Below are 12,855 nucleotides of genomic sequence, written 5' to 3'. Positions count from 1 at the left end.
GTCGCGGGTCAGTCCAGACCCTGCCAATGGGTGCCGGACGCCAGCTCCTCGTCGATCTTCTGCACGAGGTTCTGGTCGATCCGGCGGATGTCCTGCACGGTGTGCCGCACGCCGGTGCGCTCCATCTCGGCGCGCTGGAAGTTGTGCGGCAGGCTGGCCGGCACCCCGGCGAACCCGGCGCCGAGCGCCTTGCACACCTCGGCGACCCGGTTGATGTCGTCGATGAACAGCGCCTGGTGGTACTGCAGGCCGAAGACGTCCCGGACGATCTCCTTGACGCCGGGGCGGACGTCGTTGACGTCGACGTAGGGGATCTCGGCGTCGAAGTAGCGCGCGAGGTGCCCGAGGTGGGTGTCGAACGTGTACTCGCGGTGCCGCCCGCCGTAGCAGGTCAGCCGGGCGCCGGTGGCGTGCAGCGCGGCCAGCATCTCCTCGGCGCCGGGCGACACCTCGACCGGGTGGTCCTTCAGGTACTCCTCGCGCTCGCGGAAGAACGCGGCGATGGTGTCCTTCGCCGACCACGGCAGCCGGCACGCCAGGGCCATGTTCTGCCCGGCGGCGAGCTGCGGCGAGCCCCACACGCCGCGTTCGACCTCGGCGGTGTACGTGCCGCCGTGCTTGGTGACGAACCGTTCGATGACGGGGCTGTACGTGTCGTTGAGCAGGACCCCGTCGCTGTCGATCGCGATCAGCCGGATCGTGCGCAGTGCGGTCATCGTCCCTCCAGAAGTGTCGGTCAGGCGTTGCGGTCAGGCCGTGTCTCAGGCCGTGTTTCAGGCCGTGTTTCAGGCCGTGCTTCAGGCCCTGGTCAGCACCAGCGCCGCGTTGTGGCCGCCGAAGCCCATCGACGTGCTGACCGCGACGTCGAGCGCGGCGGCGCGCGGCGCGCCGTGGACGACGTCGAGGTCGAGCTCGGGGGCGAGGCGGGTCAGGTTCGCGGTCGGCGGCACGCTGCGATCGGCGAGGGCCAGGGCCGTGTACGCGGCCTCGATCGCGCCGGCCGCGGCGAGCGGGTGGCCGGTGACCCCCTTCGTGGACGTCACCAGCGGGCGGTCGCCGAGGACCCGGCGCAGCGTCCGGCCCTCCACCAGGTCACCGATCGGGGTGGACGGGCCGTGCGCGTTGACGTGGTCGACGTCGCAGTCGCCGACACCGGCGTCGCGCAGCGCGGCCCGCAGCGCCCGTTCGATGCCCTCGCCGCCGGGCTCGGGCGCGGTCGGGTGGTGGGCGTCGGTGCTGGCGCCGTACCCGCGGACGACGGCGTGGATCGGGGCGGTGCGGGCGCGGGCGTCCTCCTCCCGCTCCAGGACCAGCACGGCGGCGCCCTCGGCGGGCACGAACCCGTCCCGGTCGGCGTCGAACGGCCGCGACGCCCGGGCCGGGTCCGCGGACCGCCCGGACAGCGCGCCCATCCGGCCGAGCCCGGCGACGGCGAGCGGGGTCAGCGCCGCCTCGGTGCCGCCGGCGAGCACGACGTCGCAGTCGCCGCTGCGCAGCAGCTCGCGGGCCGCGCCGATGGCGGTCGCCCCGGACGCGCACGCGGTCGCGGTCACCCAGCTCGGGCCCTTCGCGCCGACGTCGATCGCGACCTGCCCGGCGACCATGTTCACCATGTACATCGGCACCGTCAGCGGCGAGACCTGCCGCGGCCCGCCGTCGAGCAGGGCGGCCTGCGCGGCGAGCAGCGCGGGGATGCCGCCGAGGGAGTTGCCGATCACCACGCCGACGCGGGCACCGTCCCAGGTGCGCGGGTCGCGGCCGGCCCCGGCGAGGGCCTGCCGGGCGGCGACGATCGCGAACTGCACGAAGCGCTCCAGCTGCCGTGCGGTGAACCCGCCGAGCAGCGCGCCGGGGTCGAAGCCCGGGACCCGGCAGCTGAAGTCGACCGGGCCGCCGGCGAGGCCGGGGTCCGGCGCGGCGCAGGAGACGCCGGACCAGACCCGCTCGCGGTTGGCGGCGACGCCGATCCCGGCCGGCGTCACCAGGCCGAGGCCGGTGATCGCCGCGCCGAAGCCGGGCCGGGTCGCGGGCGGCATCAGGCCACCGCTCCCCTGGCGGCGAGCACCCCGGCGGCGTCGGTGACGGTCATCGTGTCGTGCAGCGCCCCGTCGTCGAGCGGCACCCGGAACTGGTTGCCCAGCACCAGGATCAGCTCGACGAGCACGAGCGAGTCGAAGTTCAGGTCGGCGAAGGTCGCGTCGGGGCGCAGCGCACCCGCGTCGACCTTGAAGTCCTCCACCAGGATCTCGGCGATCCGTGCCTCGATGGCCTGCATCATCGTCCTCTCGGCTGGTCGGTCCCGCCGCCGGACCGGCGGCGCACGGCGGCTGGCGGCTCGGTCAGGTCCGGCCCCTCCACCGGGGTGGTCTCGGGGACGGCGGGGGGCGGGGGTGTGGGCAGGTCGGGCCAGACGGTCGCGGCGGAGCCCCAGGTGAGGCCGCCGCCGAACGCCGCCAGGACCACCCGGTGCCCGGGCCGCAGGTGCCCACCGGCCATGCCGTCCGCGAGCGCGAGGGGCACCGACGCGGCGACCGTGTTGCCGACGGTGGCGATGTTGCTGACGAACCGCTCGGCCGGCACCCGCAGCTCGCGGGCGACGGCGGCGAGGATGCGGGCGTTGGCCTGGTGCAGCACCCAGCGGTCGACGTCGCCGGGCGCCCAGCCCGCGTCGGCGGCGCTGTCCCGGGCGGTGGCCGCCATCCGCGTGACGGCCTGGCTGAACACGGCCCGGCCCTGCATGCGGAAGTACAGGTCGCTCTCCTTGACCGGCTGCCCGGTGGCCCGCTGGCGGGACCCGCCGCCGGGGATCTCGATCAGCCGGTGCCGTGCGCCGTCGCTGCCGAGCCGGACGCCCGCCAGCGCGCCGGGTTCGCCCGCGGTGCCGGCGCGCAGCACGACCGCGCCCGCGCCGTCGCCGAAGACCGCCCGGGTGGTGAGGTCGTCGGGGTCGAGCACCGTGGTGAAGGCGTCGGCCCCGATCACCAGGGCGCTGCGCGCGGTGCCGGCGGCGAGGAGTCCGGCCGCGGCGCCCAGCGCGTACAGGAAGCCGGTGCACACCGCCCCGACGTCGAACGCGGCCACCGGCCCGAGCCCGAGCCGCACCGCGACCTGCGGGGCGACCGCCGGGCTGAGCTGGTCGGGCGTGCCGGTCGCCACGACGACCGCGTCGACCCCGCCGAGGCCGGCGCTGGCGAGCGCCCGCCGGCCGGCGGCGACGGCGAGGTCGCCGGTCGCCTCGCCGGGGCTCACCACGTGCCGCCGCTCGATGCCGGTGCGGGCCCGGATCCACTCGGCGTCCGCCTCCCACCACGCGACGAGCTCCTCGTTGGGCACCACGACCGCCGGCAGGCAGGCCCCGATCCCGGCCACCACCGCGGCCGGCGCGCCGGGCGTCATCGTGGGCTCCGGTGCGCGGCGGCGACCGTGATCCGGGCGGTGGCCACGTCGGCGCCGGACTGGGTGCAGCGCACGTCGACGGTCCAGCCGGCCGGGCCCGCGCCGACCGGCTCGGCGGTCAACGTGAGGGGCAGGTCGAGCTCGGCGTACCGGGCGAAGGTGGCGTCGAGGGCGACGAGGCTCGTGCGGTCGGGCCCGGCGCCGCCCCACGCGTGGGTGGCGAGGACGGCGAGCTGGCGGGCCGCCTCGGTGAGCACCATCGCCGGCACGTGGTCCTGGGCGTGGTCGAACAGGCTCGGGTTCTCCACCGGCACCCGCAGTCGCGCGGTGACCGGCCCGCCCGCCGCGCCGACGTCCAGCAGCACCGCGTCGGTGGCCCGCAGCCGGCCGACCCGCCGCGGGTCCACGGGCACACCCGGGGTCGGCGGCAGCCCGTCGGAGCTCGGCGGCGGGTCGCCGCCGGGGCGGGCGCGGCGGCGCACGGAGGCGTAGGCGGCGGCGGTCACGTAGCGCACGTCCATCCGGACCTGCCCGACCCACGCGTGCCGCGCCCACAGCCCGAAGTCGTAGCTCAGGCCGCTGAGCCGTCCTCCGATGCGGGTCTCGCCGCCGGTACCGGCGGTCAGCTCCAGCTCGGTCGGGTCGTCGCCGGGCGCCGTGACGGGGAACCGCGCGGACCACTCCCGCAGCACGAACCGGTCGCCGGCGGGGACGCCGAACAGCACGTGCGCGGCGTACGTCTCGGCCTGCCGGGCGCACTCCAGCAGCAGCATCGGGTCCAGGTCGCGGCTCGGGCCGGTGTGCCCGCCGTAGTGCGGGTGCGCCGGCGGGAGCAGCGCCGCGGCGACGAACCCGCCGTCGCCGGTGGGCACCAGGTCGGCGAGGAACGTCTCGCCGGCGTGCCGGCGGTGCAGCAACGTGCGGTCCACCGTCGTGGCGTACCGGAGCGGCGTCGACATCGAAGCTCCTCTCCTCAGACCAGGACCGGGTCGCCGACCACGGCCGCGAGCACAGCGGCGGCCGGGCTCACCGGATCGCGGGCGAACAGGGTGGTGAGGCACCGGTGCGGGTCGGCGTACGGCGCCGGGCCGGCCAGCCGCCGGGCCGCGGCGGCGACCTCGCCCGCGACCGGTGGCGGGCCGCCGAGCTCGTCGAGCAGCCGGCCGGCCCGCCGCACCCAGCGGTGCAGGTGCCGCCGCGAGAACGAGTCCGGCGTGGTCCGGCTCAGCCCGGCCACGAGGTAGCAGCGCAGCCCGAGCGCGACCGCGGCGGCGCCGTGCTCGGCCCGCAGCGGCCCGGCGTAGTCATCGAGGGTGTACCCGCGCCAGTCGCCGTGCCGGGCCGCCCGGGCGATCCCGCCGATCGGGACGCGCGGGAACTCCAGGCGGGTCACCCGCGCCCCGAGCACGCCCAGCACGTGGGCGATGATGCGGTAGTCGGTGCGCAGCTCCACGTCGTGCAGCAGGACCACGTGGTCGTGGCCGGGCAGCCGCGGCACCAGCTCGCCGAGCGTCGACATCAGGTAGTTGGCGTGCCCGTCGGCGGTGACGGCGGTGCGCAGCGGCAGGCCGGCGGCGGTCGCGTCGAGGAACACCGGCGCGCCGAACGGCCGGCCGTCGACGCAGACGTGATGCCGCGTCAGCAGGCGCACGAGGTCGCCGACCGGCAGCACGGGCGGCCGGAGGTCGGCCAGGCCGGCGTCGGTCATGCCGAGGTCGCGGTAGTGCCGCCGCCAGATCTCCAGCACCCGCAGGCTCGCCGGGTGCGCCCAGCCGCCGGCGGCGCGGCGCACGTACGGCGCGATGGCCGCGGCCGGCGCCCGGGGCGAGCGCTGGAACTGCACGTACAGCTCACCGATCCCGGCCTCGCCGAGCGCGTCGAACGCGACGTCCGGGTACCGGCGGTCCAGGTACTCCCAGAAACCGGCGACCTGCCGGCTGCCGGCGTGCGCGAGGGGGTGGTAGAGCAGCGTGACGTCCGTGAACGCCGACGTCGCCCGGTGCAGCACGTCCGCGGAGAGCAGCAGCTTCAGGTGCGACGGGGTGAGCGGCTTCGTCGGGCTGGCGGTCACCGGCGCCACCAGCACCCGCCCGGTCACCGGACATCCCCGCGGTCGGCGAGCGCGGCCCGCAGGCGGGCGATCGTCGCCTCGGCCTCCGGCACCGTGCAGTATCCGGGGCTGGCGATGAAGCCGCGGCCGCTGGGCACGTCACCGACCCGCGGCACCAGCCACGTGTGGAAGTGCTCGGCGCCCTCCATGCAGGAGAACACGTGGACCCGCGGCGCGCCGGTCGCCTCCTTCAGCGGCCCGACGAACCGGCGGATGAGCGGGCCGATCGCGGCCGCCTCCGCGTCGTCCATCTCCGCGAAGTCCAGGAAGTGCCGGTAGGACTCGATGAGCAGCGTGCCGGCGGGCCAGTAGGCGGTGGGGCCGTGCCCGACGCGGAACATGCCGTCGGCGACGAGGTAGCCGCCCGGCGGCGCGGTCGTGCCGCCGTACGCCGGGAGGGTGCCGCCCTTGTACTTGACGCAGATGAGGCACTCGTGCGGGATCGGCGCGTGGTGGCTCAGCAGCCGGCTGAACGGGTCGCGGAACTGGGCGAGCGGCTCCAGCTGCGCGTGCCGCATGTACCAGTCGTCCAGGGCCGCGGCGGCGCCGGCCGGGTCCGCGACCCGCTGCGCCTGCACCGCCTCCCAGCGCCCGCGGGCCTGCTCGGCGTCGACGCCCTCCAGCCGGGCGACGTCCTCCCACGAGCCGCCGCCGGCGCGGACGTGGTGGACGATGGCGTCGCGCAGCAGCGGCAGCTCACCGGAGAGCAGCGCCCACAGCCGTTGCGGGACGTCGGGGTCCGGCGCGGCGACGGCGACGCGGAACTCCTCGGCGAGGTCCCGCAGCCGCGTGGAGAGCGCGAGCCGGGCCAGGTCGGCGTCGGTGAAGTTGGTGACGTCCACGGTGGTGCCTCCGCTCGTCATGAGGTCTCACTCAGCCAGGTGTACGGCCGCAGCGCCCCGCCCGGGCCGGGCAGCACGCGCGCGTACGCGGCGGCACCGAGGCCGGCCGGGTCCAGGTCGGGCCGGTGCAGCAGCCGCAGCGGCTCGTCCGGGTCGAGCCGGTCCAGCAGCACCGCCTCGGCGACCGTGTGGTGCAGGTGCACCAGATAGTCCACAAGGGACAGACCGGCGGTGGCGATCCACAGTGGACGGCCGTTGGTTCCGTCGGCCAGCTTCGGCAGCCGGCCGGTGACGGGCCTGAGCAGCCGGACCGGCCCCGGCCGGTGCGCGCCGGTGAACGGCCCGAGCCAGGCGGCGCCGCCGGCGCTGCGACGCACGTCGCCGGGGCGCAGGTTCACCGGGTCGCCGAACAGGAACACCGCCCGCGTCCAGGAGCGCCGCCACCGGTCCGCCTCCGCCGTGCCGAGCCCGCCGGCGAAGCGGGCCGCGCCGGCGACCAGGCCGGCCGGGTCGAGCTCGCGCAGCACCACCAGCACGGTCGTGTCGGCGGGCTCCGCCGTCGCGCCGCCGGTGACCCAGTTGACCCGTGCGGCCAGCAGGTCCGCCAGTAATTCCGGCTGCGGGTCCGGTAGGGCGACCCCGCGCGGGGCGCCGGTCAGCATCGCGGCGCCCCGATCGCGGCGGCCACCTTGGCGAGGACGGCGTCGGGGCCGGCGGTCGCGTCGAGCACGGTGACCGGCAGGTCGCGGATCTCGGCCAGCATGGCGGTGCGCAGGTCGCGCTGCATGCGGACGAACCCGTCGCGGGTGGCGGCCGGGCCGTAGTGCTCGAACGCCGTGGCCCGCGCGCCCTCCCCGGACCGCTGCCAGGTGACCTCGGGCGGGACGTCGAGGTAGACCACGCCGGCCGGCTGCGGCATGGCCCGCCACGCGGCGAACGTCGGCTCGTGCGTGACGCCCAGCAGCGTGCACGCGGCGAGCACCTTGTAGTAGTACGAGTCCATCACGACCGGGCCCGCCGTCCCGGCGCGGCGCAGCAGCTCGTCGCGCTGGTGCAGGATCACGGCGTGCAGCACCGTCAGGACCAGCTCGGCGGAGTACCGGGTGCCGGCGTGGCGCAGCGCCTCGTCGACCCAGCAGCCGCGCAGCGTCCGTACCAGGGGATGCGCGTCGAGGAAGGCGTCGTCGTGCGACACGACCTGCCAGCCGACCTCGTCGCGCACCCGGGCGAGGGCCGAGGACTTGCCGGCGAAGTCGGGGCCGAGCAGCACCCAGAAGTCCGTCATCAGAGGTGCCCTTTCGTGAGCCAGCCGACGAGCAGGAAACTGGTGTACATCGCCGGCACGTAGGCCAGCGTCGGCAGCAGCGGCCAGCGGGGCGCGCCGGCGGCGAACCGGGCCGCGGCGAGCCCCGGCAGCAGCAGCGGGGCGAGGATCAGCCAGCCCCACCCGTCGCCGTGCCACGGCCGCAGCGCCACGAGCACGATGACGGTCGCGGCGAGGGCGGCCCCGAACGCGGCGAGGGACGTGCCGTCGGGGCCGAGAACGGTGACGTAGCTGCGTTCGCCGCCGCTGGGCGCCCGGGTCGCCTTGCGCCCCAGCTCCATGCACAGCGCCGCGACGGTCACCGCCAGGATCACGACCGGCCCGGACCCGTCGGCCCGCACGCCTTCGGCGCGCAGGAAGCCCACGTACACGTACAGGCTGAGCATCGACAGGATCGGCAGGTTCACCGCGAGCTGCAGGACGAGCTGCCCGCGCCGCGGCCACCCGGCCCGCCGTTCGAGCGTCACGACGAGCGTCGTGTAGGCCATCTGCCCGGCGAGGACCGCCAGCGCGGCGCCCCGGCCGGCGTTCAGCGCGAGCAGGGCCACGCTGCCGGCGGCGACGAGCAGCACCAGGTCCCGCTCCGCGACGAGGCCGCTGGGCAGCGGGCGACCCGGGTTGACCCGGCGGTCGTAGTCGGCGTCGCGGATGTCGTCCAGCGCCCGGATCAGCAGCATCGTGACGACCAGCGTCACGCTGGTGACGGCCAGCTCCCGGTCGGGCCGCCACACGCTCACCGGCGCGCTCAGGCAGGCGAACAGGGCGGTCAGGCCGAGCGCCCACGACAGCGTGTACGGCAGCTGCACCGACGGGCGGTAGGCGGCCGCGACGTAGCGGCCCCACCGGCCGATCACGGCGTGCCGTCCAGGATCCGCACGACGCCGGCGGCGCCGTCGACCTCCAGCAGCGCCCCGTCGGGGATGCGGGTGGTGGCGCCGGCGACGGCCACGACGGTCGGGATGCCCAGCAGCCGCCCGGTGACGGCGGTGTGCGACAGCAGGGTGCCGCGCTCGACGACGAGCGCCTTCGCCGACATCATCAGGAACAGCCAGCCCGGGTCGGTCTCGCGGGCGACGAGGATGCGGTCGCCGGTCTGCTCCGCGGTGACCGACGGGTCGAGCACGACCATGGCCCGGCCGCGGACGGTGCCGGCGCTGGACGCCAGGCCGGTCAGCACGTTGCTGTCGTCCACATCGGACGCCGGCGGCGCGACGTCGGTGAGGGCGAGCGTCAACGGCCGGTCCGCGACGGTCTCCAGCCGGGCCGGCAGCTGCCGGTCCTCGGCCGTCCACCGCTCCCGCTCCGCCGCCCGGACCGCCGCGAGCCCGCGCAGGTCGGCGCCGGCCACGGTGCCGTCGAACGCGCCGAGGACCTCCTCGACGGTCAGGTCGAGCACGTCGCGGGGCCGGTCGAGGCGGCCCGCGGCGACCAGGTGCTCGCCCTGGCGCAGCAGCAGCGCCCGCAGGTCGCCGATGAGCTGGCTGCGGCAGAACCTGGTGTCCTCCCGGTTGCGCAGGAACGTGCGCATGGCGTCGAACAGGAACCGCAGCACGGCCCGCTTGACCGGGTTGCGGCAGTGCCGGCGCAGCTCCTGCCACGCCTCGGCGCGCACCCGCTCCCCCGTGGCGACACTGGCGGCGACGGTCCGACCCTGGCGCAGGTACGCCCGGACGGCCGGCAGCACCGTCCACGGCGCCTGCCGGGGCGTCAGAGACTCGAGCTTGTTGTCCTGGATGGCGCGGTCGCCGTAGCGTTCGACGTGCTCGCGCAGCAGGACCGCGACGGTGTCGCCGTAGGCGCCGCCGCTCAGCCGCGCCCAGAGCCGCTCGGTGTCGTCCCCCGCCGCCAGCAGCGCGTCCCGCAGCGGCGGCACGTCCGCCACGTGCTCGGCGATCGCGACCAGCGAGTGCACGGCGAGCGCGGAGCGGTTGACGGCGCCGCCGCTGAGCATGCCGTTGAGGACGCTGCGGTCCGCGTCCGGCGCCCACCGGCGCAGCGCGCCGTTCGCCGCCCACGTGGACGCGAAGAGCGCCAGCCCGTTGATCAGGGTCAGGCCCCAGCGCTCACCGACCTCCGTCCACAGTGTCCGGTAGGCGGCCACCACCTCCGACGGGCTCATCCGGGCCACGTCCAGGTTCGCGTGCCGCTCGTCCCACCAGCCCAGGAACTCCCGGATGCGGCGCGGGTGGCCGGCCAGCCGCCAGCCGATCTCGGCCAGGCTCAGCGCCTTCGTCACCGGGCCCACGCGACGGCGCCCCGGGTCCCGCCCGGCCAGCCCGAGGCCCTGCTCCCACGTCGGGAAGAGCGGGCGGAAGCAGCGCATCATGCGGTGCAGCCGGTACCAGTTGTCGATGGCGTAGTAGATGTGCCCGTCGAGGTACCCGATCATCTGCCCCAGCAGCGGCCGGTGCGCGCGCAGCGTCTTGGCGGGCACGCCCATCCTGCGGTACAGGTCGGTGAACCCGGCCTCGATGAGCGCCCGGCCCATCGAGTAGGTCAGCGCGCAGCTGACGCCGGGGAACGTCTCGGTCGCGTTGTTGTTGTCCCACAGCAGGGTCGGCGCCGCCGCGGCGCTCACCACCGGCCGGGCCTGGACGAGGTGGACCCGCCCGTCGGCGGTGATGGTGCCCTCGATGTCCTGCGGGCCGCCGAAGTGCGCCTCCACCCGCAGCGCCAGCGCGGCCAGGTCGAGCACCTCGGCGTCGCTGAGCACCGGCAGCGCCGCGCGGTCCGGGTCGACGGGGATGTCCACGACGCCGGCCTCCGGGCGCAGCGGGTCGCGCCCGACGGCGCGGGTCTTCGTCTCGACCCGCGCCTCGACCGCGCGGGTGCCGCGGTCGACGAAGAAGTGGTCGACGTCGGCCTTCTCCTGCACGACGCCCTCGCCGATGCCGTACGCGGCGGCGATGACGCACCGGTCGGCGCCGTCGCGCGGGTCGCGGGTGAACGCGACGAACGACCGCTCGCCGAGCACCATGCGCTGCACGCCGACCGCCACCCGGGCGGCGAGCGGGTCCATGCCCTTGTGCAGCCGGTAGAGCACCGCCTCGGGGTTGAACGCCGACGCCCAGCAGTCCGCGACCCGGTCGGCGACGTCGGCGCGGCGTACGTACAGGAAGCTGTCGCTGAGACCGGCGAACGGGTCGGCGGCCGAGTCCTCCCCGACGCCGCCGGCCGCGGGCACCACGCAGGCGCGGACCGCGACCAGCCCGCCGGGGCCGGCGATCGCGTCGAAGCGCTCGTCCAGCAGCCGGCGCAGCGTGTCCGGGACGCAGGCGCGGCGGACGGTCTCGCGCAGCTCCCGCGCCCGGTCGACGGTCGCGCCGCCGGTGCCGGCGGCCTCACCGGCGGCGGCCAGCACCGGCCCGACGACGGCGTCGAACACCGGGGCCGGCACGCACAGCAGCGGCGGGATGGTGAACCCCGCGGCCGCGAGCTCGGCCTGCCGGGCGAACTTGTTGCCGCACAGCGCGGGGTCCGCGAGCGTGGCGGCGTCCTCGGCGAGCCAGTCGAGCTGGGCCAGGTCATGGTTGTCCAAGGCGATCCCCCCGAAGTCGCTGTGTGCTGGTGCCGGCAGATCACGCGTGCGCCGCGGTTCTGCGGCGGGAATCTGCGGATGAACGCGACGTGAACGCGATGAGGAAAGTCAATCACGAGGGGCCGTGCGGCAACTTCTCGTGCAGTGCTCAATCGACCTCCGTGCACTTCCGCCGCCGCGACGGCGCGCCGTAGGTTCGGCGGCATGAAGATTGGCCTGCACATCGCGGACTTCACCTATCCGGCCGGTCCCGCGGGTCTCGCCGACGACCTCACCCGCATCGTCGTCGCCGCCGAGGAGGCCGGCTTCGCCCGGGTCAGCGTCATGGACCACGTGTGGCAGATCCCGGCCGTCGGGCCCGTGCACCACGACATGCTGGAGGCCTACACGACGCTGGGGTTCATCGCCGCGCGAACGTCCACTGTGGAGCTTCTCGCCTGGGTCAGCGCGGTCACGTACCGGCACCCGGGCATGCTCGCGAAGCTCGTCAGCACCCTGGACGTGCTGTCGAAGGGCCGCGCGTGGCTCGGCATCGGCGCCGCCTGGAACGGTGAGGAGGCGGCCGGGCTCGGGCTGCCGTTCCCGCCGCTGGGCGAGCGCTTCGAGCGGCTCGACGAGACCCTGCGGATCTGCCGGCAGATGTGGAGCGGCTCCGAGGCGCCGTTCGAGGGCCGCCACTACACGCTCGCGCGCACGCTGAACGCGCCGCAGCCGCTGCGCCGCCCGCCGATCCTCATCGGCGGCGGCGGTGAGCGCCGCACCCTGCGCCTGGTCGCCCGGCACGCCCAGGCGTGCAACCTGTTCGCCGGCACCGACCTGGCGCACAAGCTCGACGTGCTGCGCGGGCACTGCGCCGCCGAGGGCCGCGACTACGACGACATCGAGAAGACCGTCCTGGTCCAGCTGGACCCCGGCGACCGCGGCGAGCACATCGACGCGCTGCGCGCCCAGCTGGAGGGCTTCGCCGCGCTCGGCTTCGCCGAGGCGCACTGCTGGCTGCCCCGGATGTGGCAGACCGAGCGCCTGGCGCTGCTGGGCCGCGAGCTCGTCCCCGCCGCCGCGGCCCTGCACTGAACGGATGCCCGCCCCGGCCCAACGCTGACTGGCGGGCCGGGGCGGCCCTGCGCCGAAACGGGTGCACTGCCGGGGCGCGGAGGCAGACCGGCCGCTACGCGGCCGCGGCCGGTGCCGGGGCGGGCACTGGCACCGGCGCCGGTTCCCGCGGTGTGGCCCGCTCGGCGCGGGTGGAGAGGTGGTGCTCGACGGCGAGGCGGCGCAGGGCGTCGAATGCCGCGTCGAGGGTCACCAGGCGGGCCATCAGCGTCGCCCGGCCCGGCTCGGCCGGCAGCAGCTCGAGCTGCCGGGCGACCAGCCGCTCGGCGGTGTCGGCCAGCACGGCCAGGTCGGCGCCGTCGAGCAGGGCGACGGCGTGGGCGAGCAGTTCACGCTCGGGCCCGTCCGGCTTGACCTGCCAGCCGCAGCGGTCCAGCAGCGCGTCGACCTCGGCGGGCGCGGTCGCGGGCGTGGGCGTCTCGGTCGCCGGCGGGCGGGCGCCGCGCGCCCGGGCGGGGGCGCCGGAGGGCGCCGCGGTGGGGGCCGCCGGGGTGGGGGGGGCCTGCAGCACCTCACCCGGCGCGGCGGCGGT

12 protein-coding genes and 1 pseudogene are annotated in these 12,855 nt (G+C 76.2%); 1 reads left to right on the top strand and 12 read right to left on the bottom strand.

Features of this window, described 5'->3' with window-relative positions:
• Positions 1-8: 8 nt before the first annotated feature.
• The 11 genes from ABD332_RS24680 to ABD332_RS24630 form a co-directional block, all read right to left on the bottom strand.
• Complete coding sequence (locus tag ABD332_RS24680; protein WP_344504459.1) at positions 9-716, bottom strand: HAD family hydrolase; 708 nt, start codon at positions 714-716, stop codon at positions 9-11.
• An 81-nt stretch (positions 717-797) separates the two neighbouring features.
• The gene (locus ABD332_RS24675; protein ID WP_344504458.1) at positions 798-2,036 is read right to left on the bottom strand and encodes a beta-ketoacyl-[acyl-carrier-protein] synthase family protein; all 1,239 of its coding nucleotides are present in this window, start codon (positions 2,034-2,036) and stop codon (positions 798-800) included.
• The gene (locus ABD332_RS24670) at positions 2,036-2,278 is read right to left on the bottom strand and encodes an acyl carrier protein (protein ID WP_344504457.1); all 243 of its coding nucleotides are present in this window, start codon (positions 2,276-2,278) and stop codon (positions 2,036-2,038) included. The genes ABD332_RS24675 and ABD332_RS24670 overlap by 1 nt, the downstream gene beginning before the upstream one ends.
• Positions 2,275-3,396 (bottom strand): beta-ketoacyl-ACP synthase 3, encoded by a 1,122-nt coding sequence (locus ABD332_RS24665; protein ID WP_344504456.1) that lies wholly within the window; start codon positions 3,394-3,396, stop codon positions 2,275-2,277. Before ABD332_RS24665 ends, ABD332_RS24670 begins: the two co-directional genes overlap by 4 nt.
• Positions 3,393-4,355 (bottom strand): ScbA/BarX family gamma-butyrolactone biosynthesis protein, encoded by a 963-nt coding sequence (locus ABD332_RS24660; protein ID WP_344504455.1) that lies wholly within the window; start codon positions 4,353-4,355, stop codon positions 3,393-3,395. Before ABD332_RS24660 ends, ABD332_RS24665 begins: the two co-directional genes overlap by 4 nt.
• Positions 4,356-4,369: 14 nt before the next feature.
• Positions 4,370-5,494 carry a hypothetical protein gene (locus ABD332_RS24655; RefSeq protein WP_344504454.1) on the bottom strand — a complete coding sequence of 375 codons (1,125 nt, stop codon included), beginning with the start codon at positions 5,492-5,494 and terminating at the stop codon, positions 4,370-4,372.
• Positions 5,491-6,369, bottom strand: a complete 879-nt coding sequence (locus ABD332_RS24650; protein WP_344504453.1) for a hypothetical protein — start codon at positions 6,367-6,369, stop codon at positions 5,491-5,493. The genes ABD332_RS24655 and ABD332_RS24650 overlap by 4 nt, the downstream gene beginning before the upstream one ends.
• Positions 6,366-7,010, bottom strand: a complete 645-nt coding sequence (locus ABD332_RS24645) for a DUF6182 family protein (RefSeq protein ID WP_344504452.1) — start codon at positions 7,008-7,010, stop codon at positions 6,366-6,368. Before ABD332_RS24645 ends, ABD332_RS24650 begins: the two co-directional genes overlap by 4 nt.
• Positions 7,004-7,633, bottom strand: coding sequence for a hypothetical protein (locus ABD332_RS24640; RefSeq protein ID WP_344504451.1), 630 nt, complete (start codon positions 7,631-7,633; stop codon positions 7,004-7,006). The genes ABD332_RS24645 and ABD332_RS24640 overlap by 7 nt, the downstream gene beginning before the upstream one ends.
• Positions 7,633-8,526 carry a UbiA prenyltransferase family protein gene (locus ABD332_RS24635; protein WP_344504450.1) on the bottom strand — a complete coding sequence of 298 codons (894 nt, stop codon included), beginning with the start codon at positions 8,524-8,526 and terminating at the stop codon, positions 7,633-7,635. The genes ABD332_RS24640 and ABD332_RS24635 overlap by 1 nt, the downstream gene beginning before the upstream one ends.
• Positions 8,523-11,210, bottom strand: a complete 2,688-nt coding sequence (locus ABD332_RS24630; RefSeq protein ID WP_344504449.1) for a PEP/pyruvate-binding domain-containing protein — start codon at positions 11,208-11,210, stop codon at positions 8,523-8,525. Before ABD332_RS24630 ends, ABD332_RS24635 begins: the two co-directional genes overlap by 4 nt.
• Positions 11,211-11,414: 204 nt before the next feature.
• Between ABD332_RS24630 and ABD332_RS24625 the strand changes: the two genes are divergently transcribed.
• Positions 11,415-12,284, top strand: a complete 870-nt coding sequence (locus tag ABD332_RS24625; RefSeq protein WP_344504448.1) for an LLM class F420-dependent oxidoreductase — start codon at positions 11,415-11,417, stop codon at positions 12,282-12,284.
• A 94-nt stretch (positions 12,285-12,378) separates the two neighbouring features.
• Here the strand turns inward: ABD332_RS24625 and ABD332_RS24620 are convergent.
• A pseudogene (locus ABD332_RS24620) lies at positions 12,379-12,855 on the bottom strand (hypothetical protein); the annotation flags it as partial.

This window comes from Dactylosporangium maewongense, assembly GCF_039531485.1.
Taxonomy (GTDB): Bacteria; Actinomycetota; Actinomycetes; order Mycobacteriales; family Micromonosporaceae; genus Dactylosporangium; species Dactylosporangium maewongense.
The sequence above is the reverse complement of the archived record's forward strand: the minus strand, read 5'-3'. Positions and strand labels throughout refer to the sequence as shown.